This window comes from Streptomyces sp. NPDC050085 (assembly GCF_044460595.1).
Taxonomy (GTDB): domain Bacteria; phylum Actinomycetota; class Actinomycetes; order Streptomycetales; family Streptomycetaceae; genus Streptomyces.
This window is the reverse complement of sequence record NZ_JBITJZ010000018.1, coordinates 95,248-112,365: the sequence shown is the minus strand read 5'-3', so window position 1 is coordinate 112,365 and position 17,118 is coordinate 95,248. Positions and strand designations below refer to the sequence as shown.

At 71.9% G+C, this 17,118-nt stretch carries 16 protein-coding genes; 4 read left to right on the top strand and 12 right to left on the bottom strand.

Translation table 11 applies throughout. The features are described 5' to 3' along the window. Positions 1-2: 2 nt before the first annotated feature. The gene (locus tag ACIBUY_RS38295; protein ID WP_365574319.1) at positions 3-752 is read right to left on the bottom strand and encodes a LytTR family DNA-binding domain-containing protein; all 750 of its coding nucleotides are present in this window, start codon (positions 750-752) and stop codon (positions 3-5) included. 79 nt (positions 753-831) lie between these two features. Between ACIBUY_RS38295 and ACIBUY_RS38290 the strand changes: the two genes are divergently transcribed. Continuing rightward, a complete protein-coding gene (locus ACIBUY_RS38290) occupies positions 832-1,482 on the top strand; it encodes a zf-HC2 domain-containing protein (protein ID WP_365574316.1) in 651 nt (216 codons plus the stop codon). Between the two features lie 96 nt (positions 1,483-1,578). Continuing rightward, positions 1,579-1,968 carry a RidA family protein gene (locus ACIBUY_RS38285; RefSeq protein WP_365574453.1) on the top strand — a complete coding sequence of 130 codons (390 nt, stop codon included), beginning with the start codon at positions 1,579-1,581 and terminating at the stop codon, positions 1,966-1,968. Positions 1,969-1,983: 15 nt separating this feature from the next. Here ACIBUY_RS38285 and ACIBUY_RS38280 read toward each other — a convergent pair whose 3' ends face one another. Next, on the bottom strand, positions 1,984-2,847 hold the full coding sequence (locus tag ACIBUY_RS38280; protein WP_365574313.1) for a DNA-formamidopyrimidine glycosylase family protein: 864 nt from the start codon (positions 2,845-2,847) through the stop codon (positions 1,984-1,986). A 138-nt stretch (positions 2,848-2,985) separates the two neighbouring features. Between ACIBUY_RS38280 and ACIBUY_RS38275 the strand changes: the two genes are divergently transcribed. Further along, positions 2,986-4,095: a ricin-type beta-trefoil lectin domain protein gene (locus ACIBUY_RS38275; RefSeq protein ID WP_399155115.1), complete on the top strand. Its 1,110-nt coding sequence runs from the start codon at positions 2,986-2,988 to the stop codon at positions 4,093-4,095. Between the two features lie 14 nt (positions 4,096-4,109). Here ACIBUY_RS38275 and ACIBUY_RS38270 read toward each other — a convergent pair whose 3' ends face one another. Together ACIBUY_RS38270 and ACIBUY_RS38265 are read right to left on the bottom strand one after the other, a co-directional pair. Continuing rightward, positions 4,110-6,221, bottom strand: coding sequence for a SpoIIE family protein phosphatase (locus tag ACIBUY_RS38270; protein WP_365574308.1), 2,112 nt, complete (start codon positions 6,219-6,221; stop codon positions 4,110-4,112). A 39-nt stretch (positions 6,222-6,260) separates the two neighbouring features. Continuing rightward, positions 6,261-7,502 carry a DUF6777 domain-containing protein gene (locus ACIBUY_RS38265; protein WP_399155114.1) on the bottom strand — a complete coding sequence of 414 codons (1,242 nt, stop codon included), beginning with the start codon at positions 7,500-7,502 and terminating at the stop codon, positions 6,261-6,263. A 105-nt stretch (positions 7,503-7,607) separates the two neighbouring features. On the opposite strand from ACIBUY_RS38265, the gene ACIBUY_RS38260 reads away from it, so the two are divergent. After that, positions 7,608-9,014: a lipase maturation factor family protein gene (locus ACIBUY_RS38260; protein ID WP_399155113.1), complete on the top strand. Its 1,407-nt coding sequence runs from the start codon at positions 7,608-7,610 to the stop codon at positions 9,012-9,014. On the opposite strand, the gene ACIBUY_RS38255 is transcribed toward ACIBUY_RS38260, so the two are convergent. The 8 genes from ACIBUY_RS38255 to ACIBUY_RS38220 are packed head-to-tail and all read right to left on the bottom strand — an operon-like array spanning position 8,975 to position 16,994. Then, positions 8,975-9,847 carry an amidohydrolase family protein gene (locus ACIBUY_RS38255; RefSeq protein WP_399155112.1) on the bottom strand — a complete coding sequence of 291 codons (873 nt, stop codon included), beginning with the start codon at positions 9,845-9,847 and terminating at the stop codon, positions 8,975-8,977. The genes ACIBUY_RS38260 and ACIBUY_RS38255 overlap by 40 nt on opposite strands. Next, entirely contained in the window at positions 9,844-10,158 is a 315-nt protein-coding gene (locus tag ACIBUY_RS38250; RefSeq protein WP_365574295.1) for an L-rhamnose mutarotase, read from the bottom strand. The genes ACIBUY_RS38255 and ACIBUY_RS38250 overlap by 4 nt, the downstream gene beginning before the upstream one ends. Beyond that, positions 10,155-11,159, bottom strand: a complete 1,005-nt coding sequence (locus tag ACIBUY_RS38245; RefSeq protein WP_399155111.1) for an aldo/keto reductase — start codon at positions 11,157-11,159, stop codon at positions 10,155-10,157. The genes ACIBUY_RS38250 and ACIBUY_RS38245 overlap by 4 nt, the downstream gene beginning before the upstream one ends. 5 nt (positions 11,160-11,164) lie before the next feature. Then, entirely contained in the window at positions 11,165-11,941 is a 777-nt protein-coding gene (locus ACIBUY_RS38240) for an SDR family oxidoreductase (RefSeq protein ID WP_365574289.1), read from the bottom strand. Beyond that, positions 11,938-13,293, bottom strand: a complete 1,356-nt coding sequence (locus ACIBUY_RS38235) for an L-fuconate dehydratase (RefSeq protein ID WP_399155110.1) — start codon at positions 13,291-13,293, stop codon at positions 11,938-11,940. Before ACIBUY_RS38235 ends, ACIBUY_RS38240 begins: the two co-directional genes overlap by 4 nt. 32 nt (positions 13,294-13,325) lie before the next feature. Further along, on the bottom strand, positions 13,326-14,363 hold the full coding sequence (locus ACIBUY_RS38230) for an ABC transporter permease (protein WP_399155109.1): 1,038 nt from the start codon (positions 14,361-14,363) through the stop codon (positions 13,326-13,328). A 25-nt stretch (positions 14,364-14,388) separates the two neighbouring features. Then, the gene (locus ACIBUY_RS38225) at positions 14,389-15,918 is read right to left on the bottom strand and encodes a sugar ABC transporter ATP-binding protein (RefSeq protein ID WP_399155108.1); all 1,530 of its coding nucleotides are present in this window, start codon (positions 15,916-15,918) and stop codon (positions 14,389-14,391) included. Beyond that, entirely contained in the window at positions 15,915-16,994 is a 1,080-nt protein-coding gene (locus tag ACIBUY_RS38220) for a sugar ABC transporter substrate-binding protein (protein ID WP_365574277.1), read from the bottom strand. Before ACIBUY_RS38220 ends, ACIBUY_RS38225 begins: the two co-directional genes overlap by 4 nt. Positions 16,995-17,118: the final 124 nt, after the last annotated feature.

The following is a 17,118-nucleotide window of genomic DNA, read 5'->3' as shown; positions in this document are numbered from 1 at the left end:
GGTCAGCCACCGGTCCGGCGCATCAGCAGTTCGCGTACGCGGCTGGCGTGGCGGCGGCTGACCGCGATCTCGGCGGCGCCGACGCGGACGGACATGCCGCCGCCGTCGAGGCGGAGTTCGTCGATGCGGTGCAGGGAGACGAGGTGGCTGCGGTGGACGCGGACGAAGCCGAGGGGCTGCCAGCGTTCTTCGAGGGTGGTCAGCGGGATGCGGACCAGGTGACTGGTGCCGTCCGCGGTGTGCAGGCGGGCGTAGTCGCCCTGTGCCTCGGCGTACGTGATGTCGGCGATTGCCAACAGGCGGGTGACGCCGCCGAGTTCGACGGGTATGCGGTCGGCGACGGTCTCCGGCGGCGGGGCCACCGCCACGCGTTCGCAGACGCGGCGCACGGCCTCCGCGAGGCGTTCGCGGCGGACCGGCTTGAGGAGGTAGTCGACGGCCTTGAGGTCGAAGGCCTGCACGGCGAAGTCCTCGTGGGCGGTGACGAAGACGACCAGCGGCGGGCGGGCGAACCCGGCGAGCAGCCGCGCCACGTCGAGCCCGGTGAGCCCCGCCATCTGGATGTCGAGGAAGAGCACGTCGATCGCGCCCTCGCCGCCGGGCCCCTCCTCCAGGGCGCGGCCGATGCGGCGCAGCGCCTCGGTGGCGTCGGTGGCGCCCTCCGCCGAACGTATGCGGGAGTCGGAGCGCAGCAGGTAGAGGAGTTCGGCGAGGGCGGGTTCCTCGTCGTCGACGGCCAGTACGCGCAGCATGCGGCGGAGTGTAATGGGCTGCTCGCTTGAGTGAATCGGGCGCCTGGTGCGTACCGGTGGGCGAGAGCAGGAGGAACGCATGAGGTCCCTGGAACGGCATCGCGACGCCGGCGCCTACGCACTGGGGGTCCTGGACGCGGCGGACCGGTTCCGCTTCGAGGACCATCTCCTGGAGTGCGCGGTGTGCACCGAGCAGGTCCGTGAACTCGGGCCCGCGACAGGCGTGTTGAGCGTGTACGCGCGGGCGACTCCGCGCTGCGTGGAGTGGTTCGCGCGGCCCGCCCCGACCCTGGTGGAGCGGATCGTGGACCGGCTCGCGGCGGTGCACGGGGCAGCCCGGAGACGGCTGTGGGTGAGCGCGGCCGCCCTGGCGCTGCTCCTGGCGTCGGCGGGGGTCGGTGCGGCGGCACTGGCCAGGACCGGCGGCCCCGCGCAGGCCTTCACGCTGCGCGGCCGGGACCCGGCGTCCGGGGTCGCCGCGACACTCACCGCGGACGAGCGGATGTGGGGCACGCAAGTCGCCCTCGACGTACGGGACTCGGGCGGGCCGCGGGTCTGCGAACTGGTCGCGGTGGGCCGGGACGGGAGCGAGGAGACGGTGGCGAGCTGGGCGGTGCGGGGCGAGCGGGTCGAGGTGCAGGGCGGGGCCGCGGAACAGCCGGGCGAGATCGGGCGGTTCGAGGTGCGGGACGCGGGCGGGGGACGGCTGCTCGTGTTGCCGGTGCGGTGATCGGCTCGTTTAGGGTGGGCCCTTCGCACACGGACGGAGGGGGTTCCCGTGCAGGACAAAGTGACCGAAGTGAACGAAGCAGACGACGACGGGTCCATGTTCGAGATGCCGCCGGTCGACGGCGTGGTGCCGGGCAACGGCTACAGCCACGTGGTCGTCGGCGAGGGGCGGCTCGTCGTCGTGTCCGGGCAGATCGCCCTGGACGGGAACGGCGAGCTGGTGGGAGCCGGGGACGCCGCGGCGCAGGCCCGGCAGGTCTTCGAGAATCTGCGCCGCTGTCTGGCGGCGGCCGGGGCGACGTTCACCGACGTCGTGAAGCTGACGTACTTCGTGACGGACATCGGGATCCTGCCGCAGGTGCGGGAGGCGCGGGACGCGCACATCGACACCAAGCGGCCCCCGGCGAGTTCGGCGGTGCAGGTGGCGGCGCTGTTCCGGCCCGATCTGCTGCTCGAAGTGGAGGCCATGGCGATCCTGCCCTGGTGACCTCGGCCGCCCGTGCTACTTGAGCAGGCGTGACATCCGGCGGTCCGCGAGCGGCTTGCCGCCGGTCTGGCAGGTCGGGCAGTACTGCAGCGAGCTGTCGCTGAAGCTGACTTCCAGGATCGTGTCGCCGCACACCGGGCACGCCTCGCCGGTCCTGCCGTGGACGCGGAGCCCGCTCTTCTTCTCGGCCTTCAGCCGCCCGGCGGCGACCCCGCGCGAGCGCTCCACGGCGTCCGTCAGGGTCGCGCGCACGGCCTCGTAGAGCGTGTGGAGGTCGTCGGGCGTCAAGCTCGCGGCCAGCTTGAACGGGGACATGCGGGCCACGTGCAGGATCTCGTCGCTGTACGCGTTCCCGATCCCGGCGATCAGTGACTGGTCGCGCAGTGCGCCCTTGATCTGACGCCGCTCCCCGGCGAGGAGTTTCGCGAAGGCCGCCTCGTCGAAGTCGTCGGCGAGGGGGTCGGGGCCGAGCCGGGCGACGCCCGGGACGTCGCCGGGGTCCTGGACGACGTACACCGCGAGCTTCTTCGTGGTGCCCGCCTCGGTGAGGTCGAAGCCCGCGCCGGTCTCGAGGGCGACGCGCAGGGCGAGGGGGCCCTTGCCCGGTTTGGGCGGGCCGTCGGGGAGGCGGTCCTTCCAGTGCAGCCAGCCCGCGCGGGCCAGGTGGGTGACGAGGTGAGGGCCGCCGTCGGTGGCGAGGTCGAGGAACTTGCCGTGCCGGGCCACCGCCGTCACCGTGCGGCCTTCGAGGGCGGTGAGCGGCGGGTCGTACGTCTTCAGGACGCTGATGGCGACCGGCAGGACGCGCATGATGTCGTGCCCCACCAGGTGCTCGGTGAGGAAGTCCTTCAGCGCTTCGACCTCGGGCAGTTCCGGCATACGTCCAGGGTGCCATCGAAGAGTCCATGGAGCCGCTCCGGAAAGTCCATCCCCAGGGGGCGACGCGGGGCGCACCCTCGACACCACACCCCCATTGAACGTGCACATGCCATACTCCCCCACCCTCCTGGAGGCATCGTGTTCCGCTGGAGATCCCTGTGCGCGGCGGCCGTGGTCGCCGTCGCCGCCTGTCTCGGCCTGTCCGCCGCGCCCGCGCAGGCCGCGGGTCAGACGCCCGGCACGTACACCAACTACGCGTTCCCGTCCGGCACTTCGGCCCTGTCGGAGGTCACCTTCGGTACGACGGTGGAGGCGGACCCGGGGCGCGGGAACGTCTACTGGGCCCATCAGTTCGGCTTCACGAACGGCGTCGGCGGCTACATCGGGCAGCAGCGCTGGCGCACCGGCACGGGCATGTTCCTGTTCTCCCTGTGGGACTCGACGGCCGCGCGGCCCGGGTCGTCGGGCACGTACTGCCAGACCTTCGACGAGACGGGCTCGGGCTACACCTGCCGCTTCAACCAGGCGTTCGCGGCCGGGCACCACTACACGTTCCGGATCGCTCCCGACACGGACGCGGGCTGGTACCGGGCGACGATCACCGATGCCACGGCCGGGACGTCGTTCGTGCTGGGCAGTCTGCAGGTGGGGGCGGGTGCGCAGGTCAGCGCGTCCGGGATGGTGGACTGGGTCGAATACTTCGACTGGAACAACAACGCGGCGACCTGCGAGGACGAGCCGTACTCGCGGGCCGGGTTCGATCTGCCGCAGGGCCCTTCGGGCGTCACCGCGACCGTCGGCGGCACCTCCGTGAGCAGTACGTGTGCCGCGTACGCGAAGGTGACGAAGGTGTCGGGCGGCAGCGTGCAGGAGGACGCGATCGGGAACTCGGCGTCGGGCTCCGTCACCGGGATCGACGGGAAGTGCGCGGACGTGACGGGCGGTTCCAGCACGGACGGGACGCCGCTCGAGCTGTGGTCGTGCGGGGGCGGCAACCACCAGAACTTCGTTCTCGCGCACGACGGTTCGGTGCGGGCCCTGTTCAAGTGCGTCGCGGTGAGCGGGAGTTCGGTGCAGCTGCGGACCTGCGACGGCTCGGCCGGGCAGAAGTGGACCCGCTCCGGCCAGACGCTGGTGAACCAGGGGAAGTGCCTGGACGCGGAGGGCGGAGCGAGCGCGGACGGCACGCGGCTCATCGTCTACACGTGCTCGGGCGGGGCGAACCAGCGCTGGACGACGCCGGGTTGAGCGGCTGACGGACCTCAGGGGCGCGCGGGGACGACGAACTCGCACCAGACGCACTTGCCGCCGCCGCGCGCCTCCACTCCCCAGACGTCGGCGAGCCGGTCGACGAGGAGCAGGCCGCGTCCCGAGACGCCGTCGTCGCCCGCTTCCCGGCGGCGCGGCAGGGCGCTGGAGGAGTCCTCCACGTCGACCCTGAGTCTTCGGTCGGGTCCGGTGAGCACGCGCAGGGTGACGATGGCCGGGCCGTCGGTGTGCATCAGGGCGTTGGTGACGAGCTCGTCGGCGACCAGCTCGATCTCGTCGGCGCGCTCCCCCGCGCCCCAGGCGCGGACGGCGGCGCGGATCATGTGCCGGGCGGCGCTGAGCGCGTCCGGGTCACCGGGCGGCACGTGTTCGGTGAGGCGGCCGCCGCTCTGCGAGGCGCCCACGCCGCGGCGGCGCAGCAGGAGCAGCGCCACGTCGTCCTCGCCGCCGCGCTCGTCGACGGACTCGCACAGCCGGTCGGCGAGCCGGTCGATGTCGACCGGGCCCGCACCGATCATCGCGGTGAGGGCGTGCAGGCCGTCGTCGAGGTCGGCGCCGGGCTGTTCGACGAGGCCGTCGGTGCACAGCAACAGCATCTCGCCCGGGTCGAGTTCGACCGTGGTCACGGGGTATTCGAGCCGCCCGAACTCGGCGGACAGGCCCAGCGGCAGACCGCCGTCCACGGGCACCTTGCGGCAGGTGCCGTCGGTGCGGCGCAGCAGCGGGTCCAGGTGGCCCGCGCGCACCATCTGCACGACGCCGGTCGACAGGTCGGCCTCCGCGTACAGGCAGGTCGCGAAGCGTTCGGTGTCGAGCTCGTGCAGGAACACGGAGGCGCGGGCCATGACCGTGGCCGGGGTGTGCCCCTCCGCCGCGTACGCGCGCAGCACGATGCGCAGCTGGCCCATGACGGCGGCGGCGTGCGTGTCGTGGCCCTGGACGTCGCCGATGACGGCGCCGACGCGGCCGCCGGGCAGCGGGATCACGTCGTACCAGTCGCCGCCGATGTCGCGGCCCATGGACTGGCCGGACGCGGCGCGGTAGCGCACGGCGATGTCGGCGCCCGGCACGTTCGGGATGGTGCGCGGCAGCATCGCCTGCTGCAGCCCCTGGGCGAGGTCCTTCTCCTGCTCGTAGAACATGGCGCGCTGCAGGCTCTGCGCGATGCTGCTGCCGAGGGCGACGAGCACGTTGCGCTCGGACTCCGTGAAGCCCTTGCGGTCGTGGTAGAGCAGGCCGACCGCGCCGATGGGCCGGGCCTGGGCGATGAGCGGCAGATACGCGGCCGAGCGGATGCCGAGGTGGGTGATGTGCGGCCACAGCAGCGGGTACGAGTCCGCGAAGTCCTCCGGTGACTCGATGAAGCGGGGCCTGAGCGTGCGCACGACCTCACCCATCGGGTACGGGTCGTCGATGCGGGTGACGTGCGTGCCGGGCACGAAACTGCCCGAGGGGCCCTCGGCGACCAGGTGTATGCGGCCCGCGCGGACCAGGCCCATGACGAAGCTGGTCGCGCCGAGGTGCTCGATGCCGTGCGTCTCGCGCAGCACGTCGATGACTTCCTTGACGGTGCGGGCGTGCGCGAGGGCGGCGGTGGTGTTCTGCACGACGCTGGTCTCGCGGCGCCTGATGGCCTCGCGTGCGGCGCGCTCGTGCTGCACCGCGGCGTCGTTGAGCTCGTCGGTGGCGTCGCGCACGATGCCGACGATGCGGCGCGGCCGGCCGCTCTCGTCGCGGCGGATGTAGCCGCGGGTGTGGGTCCAGCGCATCTCGCCCCGGCGGGTGCGGATGCGGAAGTACGCGCCGTAGTTCTCCTCGCCGCTCTTGAGGGCCTGCGAGACGAGGGTGTCGAGGCGGCCGCCCTCGCCGGGCGGCACGCGCAGGCCGAGGGTCTCGGGGTGGCCGTCGTACTCCTCGGGGAGGATGTCGAAGACGTCGTGGGCGCTGGCGTCCATGTGCATCAGGCCGGAGTCGAGGTCCCAGTCGAAGCTGCCCATGCGCAGGCCGGCCCCGTAGGCCTCCAGAAATCCGCGCGACGAGTCCTCCGGGCTCTCCCCGACCGGGGAGTCCCCGGCCTCCTCACCGCCCCCGCTGCCCGCTGCCATACGCCCACGCTAGGCCGAGCTCCACGGGGCCGCATGTGGTCATGTGTCGGTCGCGTCCGGGACCAGGCCTGCGCTGTCGGACTGGTCCGGGTTCTCGGGAACCAGGTCGGGGCCGGTGTCCTCGCCCGTCGCGCCCGTGTCGTCGGAGGGGACGTCCTCGGGGAGCGTCTCCTCGGAGGGGACGTCCTGGTCCGGGGCGTCCTCGGTGGGCGTGTCAGGGACGACGGAGTCGGGGGCGGCGCTGTCCGCGTCCGGACTGTCCGGGGTGGTCGGGGTCGCCGGGACGGGGGTCGGCGTGGGGCAGCCGGACGGCCAGGGGGACGGGGTGTCCGTGGGCGTGCCGGTGGTGGAGGTGCCGCTCGGCGTGGGCGTCGGGCAGTCCGTGCTGGACGCGTCCTCGTCCGGGGTCGCGCTGTCGGAGTCGGAGTCCGTCGGCGCGGGCGAGGTGGTGCTGTCGTCCGGCGTGGGCGTCGGGGTGGGGGTGACCGGGGTCGGCGTGGGCGGCGGGACCACGCGGTCGTGATCGCCCTCGTCGCCGATCTTCCGCTCGATCCAGGTGTTGTTGACGACGTTGATGATGGTGATGTTCTGGATGATCTGCGGCGCCGGGGTCACCACCACGACCTGCGCCGGCCGGTAGCCGCTCCACTGCTGCCCCTGGTGGCTGGGCGTACCGCTGAAGGCGACCGGCGGCTTCAGCGGGTTGCCGCAGGCGCAGCGCACGCGCGGCATCCCGTATCCGTCGACGAGCACGGCCGTGCCGGACTGCAGGACGGACTGGAACGTGGTGGCGCTGCCGTCGCGGTAGCCGTGGTTGGTGACGCGGGTGTCGGCGCGCAGCACGACGGGCGTCAGACCGCGCAGGAAGCCCGGGATGTCGGCCCGCTCGATGCCGGAGGCCTCGGCGAACGCGCCCGCCTTCGCCTGATCGGACGTGAGGAAGCGGATCTGCTGTTCGACGTCGCAGCTGCCGATCGCGTGGGTGCCGCCGTACAGGCCGGGAGTCGCACCGGAGATGGTGCGTTCCCCCTGGACGGTGGCGGAGGCGCTGCCGGTCGGCGACGGTTGCGGCGTTCGGGTGACGGGCGGGGCGCTCGCGTCGGAGGCGGCGGTGGAGTCGGTGAAGGGGTCGGGGCCCTGTGCGGCGACGGGCTGCAGGAACAGCTCGCCCTTGCCGTCGGCGGAGTTCTTGTCGCCGCCGCCCGAGCATCCGGCGAGCAGCAGCGCCGCGGATATCCCGAGTGCGGTGACGTACGTTCTGGCCCTGGTCCGTGTGCGCACCTGTTCTCCCAACCGTGCACCAGCAAGATGTCCCCATTGTCTGGAGTGGGCCGTACGGGCCCGCAAGTCGTGACCGTGGCGCGCGGGCGGGCCCACACTGAGGACGTGGACTGGTTCTGCGCCCCCGATCTCTGGCTGAGCCGCCTGGTGTTCCAGCGCGGTCTGGCGGCGCTGTACCTGGTGGCGTTCGCCGGGGCGGCGCTGCAGTTCCGGGCGCTGATCGGAGAGCGCGGGATGCTGCCGGTGCCGGGGTTCCTCGCGCGCGTGCCGTGGCGCCGCGCGCCGACGTTGTTCCGTCTGCACTATTCGGACCGCTTCTTCGCGGGGTGCGCGTGGACGGGTGCGGCGGTCGCCGCGGCCCTGCTCGCGGGCGTGGACGGGCTGCTCCCGCTCTGGGGCGCGATGCTGCTGTGGCTGGTGCCGTGGGCGCTGTACCTGTCGATCGTGAACGTCGGCCAGACCTGGTACGGCTTCGGCTGGGAGTCACTGCTCCTGGAAGTCGGCTTCCTCGCGGTGTTCCTCGGCAACGACCAGGTGGCGCCGCCGGTCCTCGTGCTGTTCCTGCTGCGCTGGGTGCTGTTCCGCCTGGAGTTCGGCGCCGGGCTGATCAAGATGCGCGGCGACACCTGCTGGCGGAAGCTGACCTGCCTGTACTTCCATCACGAGACGCAGCCGATGCCGGGCCCGCTGAGCTGGTTCTTCCACCGGCTGCCGCGGCCGCTGCACCGGGCGGAGGCGGCGGCCAACCACGTGACCCAACTCGCCGTGCCCTTCCTCCTGTTCACCCCGCAGCCGGTCGCCTCGGCGGCGGCCGCGCTGATGATCGTCACCCAGCTGTGGCTGATCCTGTCGGGCAACTTCGCGTGGCTGAACTGGCTCGCCGTCGTGCTCGCCGCCTCCGTGCTCGACCTGTCGCCGCTGCACACCTCTCCTGCGCTGCCCGCGGCGCCCCTGTGGTACGAGGTCGTGGTCTCGGCCCTCACTGCACTGGTCGTCGTCCTGAGCGTGCGTCCGGTGCGCAATCTGCTTTCCCGGCGCCAGTCCATGAACCGGTCCTACGACTGTCTGCATCTGGTCAACACGTACGGGGCCTTCGGCACGGTCGGCCGGATCCGGCAGGAGATCGTGATCGAGGGCACGGCGGACAGCACGCCGCGGCCCGAATCCGACTGGCGGGCCTACGAGTTCAAGGGCAAGCCCGGCGACCCGCGCCGCCTGCCGCGGCAGTTCGCGCCCTACCATCTGCGGCTCGACTGGATGATGTGGTTCGCCGCGCTGTCGCCCGCGTACGCCCGCGGCTGGTTCGCGGGGCTGATCGAGCGGCTCCTCGCGGGCGACCGCGACACGCTGCGGCTGCTGCGCCACTGCCCGTTCCCCGACGCGCCGCCGGTGTACGTCCGGGCGCACGTGTACCGCTACCGGTACACGACGTGGCGCGAGCTGCGCGCGACGGGGGCCTGGTGGGAGCGGACCTATGTGCGCGAGCTGCTGCCGCCGACGCGGCTGAGGTAGACGCGGCGGGCCGTCCCGGCGAAGACGTCCTCGTCCGTGCCGCCGACCAACTCGACGGCGGCATCGACGACTTGCCGGTACGTCGCCGCGAGGGTGCTCACCGGCCAGTCGGAGCCGAACATCACGCGACGGGGTCCGAAGGCGTCCAGGACCGTGTCCGCGTACGGGCGCAGTGTCTCGACGGTCCACGTGGCCCGGTCGGCCTCGGTCACCATGCCGGAGAGTTTGCAGACGGTGTTGGACCGTTCCGCGAGCGCGCGCACCTGGGAGCGCCACGGGTCGAGCTCGCCGGAGGCGATGGGCGGCTTGCCCAAGTGGTCGAGGACGAAGGTGAGTTCGGGGTTGTCGGCGGCCGCCTTGGTGCAGGCGGGCAGCTGGTGCGGGAGGACCACGAGGTCGTACACGAGCCCCGCGTCGGCGACCGCCGCGAGGCCGCGCCGCACGTCGGGGCGGAGCAGCCACTCGGGGTCCGGCTCCCCCTGCACCTGGTGCCGGATGCCCACCAGGTGCTCTCCGCCCGGGAGTTGACGCAGTGCGGCGAGCGTCTCGGCCACGTCGGGGCGGGTCAGGTCGGTCCAGCCGACGACACCGGCGACGAGGTCGCTGCGCGCGGCGAGGGCGAGGAACTCCGGGGTCTCCTCGGCGACGGTGACGGTCTGCACGAGGACGGTGGCCTCGACGCCCGCCGCCCGTGCGTCCGGTGCGAGGTCGTCGAGGGTGAAGTCACGGCGGATCGGGGCGAGTTCGGGTCCGGTGATCCAGTCCTGGTCGCGTACGGAGAGGTCCCAGACGTGGTGGTGGGCGTCGATGATCCCCCCTGCCGTCGAGGTCACGGCAGCTCCCAGACGACCGGCAGTCCGGCCCCGGCACCGTCGGACGAATAGTCGTGGCTGACGTCGAGGAGCTCGCCCATGCGGGCCTGCCAGGCAATGTTCACGGGCAGCTTCTCCAGCTCGGCGAGCATCCGGGCGTAGTCCTCGCACTCCAGGACGTGGAAGAGGTCCGTGCCGCTGCGCCAGATCGTCCACTGCGTCGCCCCGGCCGCGCGGATGGCGGCGACGAGCTCGGCGGGGACCTCGCGGTGCGCGGCCTCGTACTCCTCGACCCGGTCGGCGCGGACTGTGGTGTGCAGGGCGACTCTCACGCGCGCGGCTCCTGTTCGGGGGTGGGGACGTCGGCGGCGAGCAGGTTGCGGGCGCGGGCCTCGGCCCAGAACTCCGCCGGTACCGAGGTCGCGAACTGCTCGACGGTGTCGGTGACTTCGGCGACCGAGCGGGTGCCGACGAGCACGCTGGTGACGGCCGGGTGCCCGAAGGGGAAGGCGAGTGCGGCGGCCCGCAGGGTGGTGCCGTGCCGCTCGGCGACGGCCTTGAACCTCAGGGCGCGGGAGACGACGTCCGGCGAGGCGAGGGCGTAGTCGAAGGTGGCGCCCTGCTTCGGGTCTGCCAGCAGGCCCGAGTTGAAGACGCCGCCGATGACGACGGACACGCCGCGGGCCGAGGCCTCGGGCAGCAGTGCGTGCAGGGCCCGCTGGTCGAGCAGGGTGTAGCGCCCGGCACAGAGGACGGCGTCGACGTCGGTGTCGCGGACGAACCGGGTGAGCATCGCCGCCTGGTTCATGCCCGCGCCGATGGCGTCCACGAGACCTTCGCCACGCAGCCGTTCGAGCTCCGGGTACGCCTCGCGGAAGGCCTGCTCGCCGTGGTCGTCGGGGTCGTGGAGGTACACCACGTCGATCTTGTCGACGCCGAGCCGGCCGAGGCTGTCCTCGACGGAGCGGCGCACGCCCGCCGCACTGAAGTCCCAGACGCGGCGGTGCGTGGCGGGCACCGCGAAGCCGTGCGCGAGGTCGTCCTCACCGGAGGCGACGCCGTCGTACGGCTCGAGGAGGCGGCCGGCCTTCGTGGACAGGGTGTACGCGGTCGTGGGCCGGGTCCGCAGGTACTCGCCGACGCGGCGCTCGGACAGGCCGATGCCGTAGTGCGGGGCCGTGTCGAAGTACCGGATTCCCGCGTCCCAGGCGGCGTCGAGGGCCACGTACGCCTCGTCGTCGCGGACCGGCGTGAACAGGTTGCCGATGCCCGCCGCGCCGAAGCCGAGCTCGGTGACCGGGACGCCGCCCCGGCCCAGTTTGCGGGTCCGCATCGCGGTCACTGGCCCGCGGGCCGCAGGCGCAGGCCCTGCATGCCGCCGTCGACGGCGAGGGAGGTGCCGGTGGTCGCGCCCGACAGGGGGCTCGCCAAGTAGGCGACGGCGCCCGCGACTTCGTCGGCGGAGACGAGGCGTCCGGTGGGCTGGCGGGCTTCGAGCGCGGCGCGTTCGGCGGCCGGGTCGTCGGCCCTGTCGAGGAGGCGGCCGATCCACGGGGTGTCCGCGGTGCCGGGGTTGACGCAGTTGACGCGGATGCCTTCGCGGACGTGGTCGGCGGCCATGGCGAGGGTGAGGGAGTACACGGCGCCCTTGGACGCCGAGTACAGGGCGCGCTGCGGCAGGCCCGCGGTGGCGGCGATGGAGCAGGTGTTGACGATCGCGGCGTGGTCCGATTCCCGCAGGGCGGGCAGCGCGGCGCGGGCGACGCGCACCATGCCGATGACGTTCACGTCGAGGACGCGGTGCCACTCGGCGTCGTCGTTGTCGGCGACGGTGCCCTGGGCGCCTATGCCCGCGTTGTTGACCACGACGTCGAGTCCGCCGAGGTCGGCGACGGCGGCGGCGACGGCGGCGCGGACGGTGACGTCATCGGTGACATCAGCGGCGTACCCGCGCAGGGGCTTGTCGACGGCGGTGATGTCGCGGTCGAGGACGGCGACCTCGGCTCCGCGCGCGGCGAGCAGTTCGGCGGTGGCGCGGCCGATGCCGGAGGCGCCGCCGGTGACGAGGGCCTTGAGTCCGGCGAAGTCGTTCGGGCGGGCGGCGCTGTCGGTCATGCTGCGGCTCCGTTCGTGTGGGGTGCGTCGTGCGGGGCGAGGTCCTTGGCCCAGAACTCCCCGTCGGGATAGGTGAATTCGGCGATGGACTCCGGCCGCATCGTGGCGGAGAACCCGGGTGCGGTCGGCGCTGTGTAGTGACCCTCGCGCATGACGACCGGGTCGAGGAAGTGGTCGTGCAGATGGTCGACGTACTCGATGACGCGGTTCTCGGTGGTGCCGGTCAGCGCGACGTAGTCGAACATCGACAGGTGCTGGACGAGCTCGCACAGGCCGACGCCGCCGGCGTGCGGGCAGACGGGGACGCCGAACTTGGCGGCGAGCAGCAGGATCGCGAGGTTCTCGTTGACGCCGCCGACGCGGGCCGCGTCGATCTGCAGGACGTCGATCGCCCCGGCCTGGAGCAACTGCTTGAAGACGATGCGGTTCTGGACGTGTTCGCCGGTGGCGACCTTCACGGGGGCCACCGCCTTGCGGATCGCGGCGTGGCCGAGGATGTCGTCGGGGCTGGTGGGCTCCTCGACCCAGTAGGGATCGAACTCGGCGAGGGCGCGCGTCCATTGGACCGCCTCGTCGACGTTCCAGCGCTGGTTGGCGTCGATGGCCATGCGGATGTCCGGGCCGATGACCTCGCGGGCGGTGCGGCATCTGCGGATGTCGTCGTCGAGGTCGGCGCCGACCTTCAGCTTGATCTGGGTGAAGCCGTCGGCGACGGCCTGCCGGGCGAGGCGGGTCAGCTTCTCGTCGGAGTAGCCGAGCCAGCCGGGCGAGGTGGTGTACCCCGGGTAGCCGTGCTCCTTGAGGCGGGCGGTGCGCTCCCCCGCCCCCTCGCGCCCGGCCCGCAGCAGGCCGAGGGCCTCCTGAGGGGTGAGCGCGTCCGCGATGTACCGGAAGTCGACCTGCCGCACGAGCCACTCGGGTTCCGCGTCGGCGAGCAGCTGCCACAGCGGCCGGCCCGCGCGCTTGGCGGCGAGGTCCCACACCGCGTTCACGACGGCACCTATCGCCATGTGCATCACGCCCTTCTCGGGCCCCAGCCACCGGAGTTGACTGTCGCCGATCAGGTCGCGGTTGAGGCTGCCCGGGTCGGCGCACAGCTCGTCGAGCGGCCGGCCGACGACGTGGTGGGTGAGCGCCCGGATCGCGGCGACCTGGACGTCGTTGCCGCGGCCGATGGTGAACGTGAAGCCGTGCCCCTCGTGTCCGTCGGCGGCGTCCGTGCGCAGGACGACGTATGCGGCCGAGTAGTCGGGGTCGGGGTTCATGGCGTCGGAGCCGTCCAGCTCCCGGGAGGTCGGGAACCGGATGTCGTAGGTGTCGACCGCGGTGACGCGTGGGGTGGTTGCGGACACGTGTTGCCTTTCGGGCAGGTGTGGGGCTCGGGTCAGTCCTGGGCGCGGCCGGTGGTGACGCGGGCGATCATCAGGGCGAGCAGGATGATTCCGCCGTAGATGGCCTGGATCCAGAACGACGGCACCTGGGCGAGGGTGAGCAGGTTCTGTACGACGCCGAGCAGCAGGACGCCGGTGAGCGCGCCGAACATGGTGCCCTTGCCGCCGTCGAGGCTGATGCCGCCGATGACCGCCGCGGCGAACACCGTGAAGATCATGTTGTTGCCCTGGTTGGCGCTGATGGCGCCGACGTAGCCGGTCTGCATGATGCCGCCGACGGAGGCGAGCACTCCGGCCACGACGAAGACGCCGAGCATGACGCGTTCGACGCGGATGCCGGCGGCGCGGGCCGCGTCGGCGTTGCCGCCGATCGCGTACAGGGCACGGCCCACGCGGTGGTACTTGAGGACGAGTCCGGCGACGCCGAACGCCACGGCGGCGAGCCACACCGACATGGGGATCCGCAGGAACGTGGTGGTGGCGAGGGAGAAGAACGAGTCCGGCATGCCGAACAGCGTCTTGCCCTTGGTGGAGCCGACGAGCAGGCCGCGCAGCACGATCAGCATGGCCAGCGTGACGATGAAGGCGTTCAGCTTGAACTTGACGACCAGGATCCCGTTGAAGGCGCCGATCACTCCGCCGACGACGAGGGTCGCGAGCAGGGCGAGCGCGGCGGGGAACTCGGTGCCCCAGCCCGACTGGGAGACGGGAAGGACGAGCAGTGCGCCCACGGCGGGCGCGATGCCGACGACCGACTCCAGGGACAGGTCGAACTTGCCGGTGATCAGGACCAGCGACTCGGCGAGGACGACCATCGCGAGGGCGGCGGACGCGCCGAGGATGGAGATCAGGTTCCGCTCGGTGAGGAACGAGTCGTTGACGATCGCGCCGAGGATCAGGAGCAGCACCAGGGCCGGAACCAGGGCGAGTTCACGGGCCCTGCGCAACAGGACCGTCTTGGCCGTGCCGGTGCCTGTGGTGGGGGCGGGGGTCTTGGCGGCCGGGGCCGACGGGGCCCGGGTCTCAGCCATGGTGGGCTCCTTCATTGCCTTGAGGTCAGTCACGGGCCACGCCCTCGATGGAGGCGATCAGGTCGTGGTCCGTCCACCCCGCGGCGTGCTCCGCGACGACCCGGCCGTGGAAGAGGACCAGGACCCGGTCGCAGCGGCGCAGGTCGTCGAGTTCGTCGGAGACGACGAGGACGGCGGTGCCGTCGTCGCGGGCGCTGTCGACGCGGCGCAGGAGGGACTCCTTGGACTTCACGTCGACGCCGGCCGTGGGGTTGATGAGGACGAGCAGGTGCGGGTCGGAAGCCAACGCCCGTGCCATGACGACCTTTTGGGCGTTGCCTCCGGAGAGGTCGGAGACGGGTTGGTCGGGACCCTCGGCGTGGATGTCTAGGCGCTGGATGAGGTCGCGGGCGAAGCCGCGCTTGCGGTCGGTGCCGACGAAGCCGTAGCGGCCGAGGCGCCCGAGGACGGTCATGGTGGCGTTGTCGCCGATGGACATGCCGGTGACGAGGCCCTGGTCGTGGCGGTCGCGCGGCACGCAGCCGACGCCCGCCTTCAGAGCTGCCGACACGTCCCCGAACGGGAGCTGCCTGCCGTCGAGTTGGGCGGTCCCTGAGGTCGGCGTGTGCAGTCCGGCCAGCGACTCCGCGAGGGCGATCTTGCCGCTGGCGCTGGATCCGGCGAGGCCGACGACCTCGCCGCGGCGCACGGTCAGGTCGATGCCGCTGTACGTGTCCGAGGTCAGCCCGCGTACGTCGAGCACGACCGGCGCGTCGACACCGTCCTGCTCCACGACGGCCTCGGCCGCGGCCGCCGCCTGCTCGGCGATCGCCTCGCCCGCCATCGCCTCCACCAGTGCGGGGCGCGGGAGTTCGGCGACCGGCGCGGTGGTGATCCAGCGGGCGTCGCGCAGCACGGTGACCGTCTGGCAGACCTCGTACACCTCCTGGAGGTGGTGCGAGATGAACAGGAAGGTGACGCCGGATTCCTGCAGGCCGCGCATGCGGGCGAAGAGCCGCTCGATCTCGCGGTTGTCGAGCTGCGCGGTCGGCTCGTCGAGGACGATGAAGCGGGCACCGCCGCTCAACGCCCGGGCGATCTCGACCATTTGGCGGTCCTCGACCTTGAGGTCGGCGGTGCGCGCGTCGGGGTCGACGTGGATGTCCCAGGTATCGAGGAGCTGGGCTGCCTGCGTGCGGAGCTTCTTCCAGCTGAAGAAGCCGCGGCGGGCCTCGGGCTGCCGGTTGATGAAGAGGTTCTCGGCGACCGTCAACTCCGGGACGACCGTGGGCTTCTGGTAGACACAGGCCACCTTGGACCGCCAGGCCTCCCGGTCGCCGAGGGCCGGCGCGGGCTCGCCGTCGAAGAGCAGCGTGCCCGCGTCCGGTGCCTGGAGACCGGTGAGGACGGTGACGAGCGTCGACTTGCCCGCGCCGTTGCGGCCGACCAGCGCGTGGGACTCGCCCGCGCGCACGGTCAGCCGGCCGTCGGCGAGGGCGACCGTGGGCCCGTACCGCTTGGCGATGCCGGTGGCTTCCACCAACGGTGGCGCCAACTGGTGCGTGGTGTCCGTCATTTGACCGTGTTTCCCCAGAGCTTGGGGTCGTCGACGTTGTCCTTGGTGACCAGCGGAGCGGGCAGCTGGTCCTCGAGGATGCCGCTGGGCAGTTTGACGATCTCCGAGTCGTGGTCGGTCGGGCCCGGCTTGAACGTCTTCCCCTGCATCGCCGCCTTGATGTAGTACATGCCGTACTTGGCGTACGAGTCGGCGGGCTGCGAGACGGTCGCGTCGATCTGGCCCTTGCGGATGGCGTCGAACTCCTGCGGGATGCCGTCGTTCGAGACGATGGCGATGTGCCCGGCCTGGCCCGCGGTCTTCAACATGCCCTTGGACTTGAGGGTCTGCAGCGTCGGCGCGAGGTACACGCCGCCCGCCTGCATGTAGATGCCCTTGAGGTCGGGGTTGGCGTTGAGGAGCGTGTCCAGCTTGGAGGCGGCGGTGTCCGACTCCCACTTGGCGGGGATCTCCAGGACCTTCAGCTCGGGGTACTTGGACTTGATGCAGTTCCTGAACGCCTCGGAGCGCTCACGGCCGTTGACCGACGCGAGGTCGCCCATGATCTGCACGACCTTGCCGGACTTCACGGTCTTGCCCAGGTACTCGCAGGCCTTCTCGCCGTACGCGACGTTGTTCGCGCGCACGACCATGGCGACCTTGCCCTTCTCGGGCGCGACGTCCACGGCGACGACGGGGACGCCCTTGCGCTCGGCCTGGTCGAGGCCCGCGGCGATCGCGGCGCTGTCCAGCGGGGCCACGACGAGGCCCTTCACGCCCTGGTTGAGCTGGTTGTTGATGTCGGTGATCTGCTGCGACGGGTCGCTGTTGGAGTTCACCGTCTTCAGCGCGTCGACGCCCTCGGACTTCGCCATCTTCGGCACGTAGTCGTTGTACGACTGCCAGAACGGGGAGGTCAGCAGGGGCAGGATGACGCCGACCTTGCCCTTGCCGTCACCACCTCCACCACCGGATCCGGCGGTGTCGTCCTTGGTGCTGCCGCATGCGCTGAGGGCGAGGGCGGCGCACCCCAGCAGGGCCGCCGTGCGCAGCGCTCCCGCTCTCGAACTCTTCGTGCGCTTCGTGGTGCCAGTCATCGGACCGCTCCTCGGCTCCGGAAGTCATGGGGGACGCGGCCGGGTCATGCCGTCCTAGCACCGGCCGCGCCGAGATATTTATCAGACCACTTCGCTGCGCCAACACCCTCCGGCGCCAAATTTT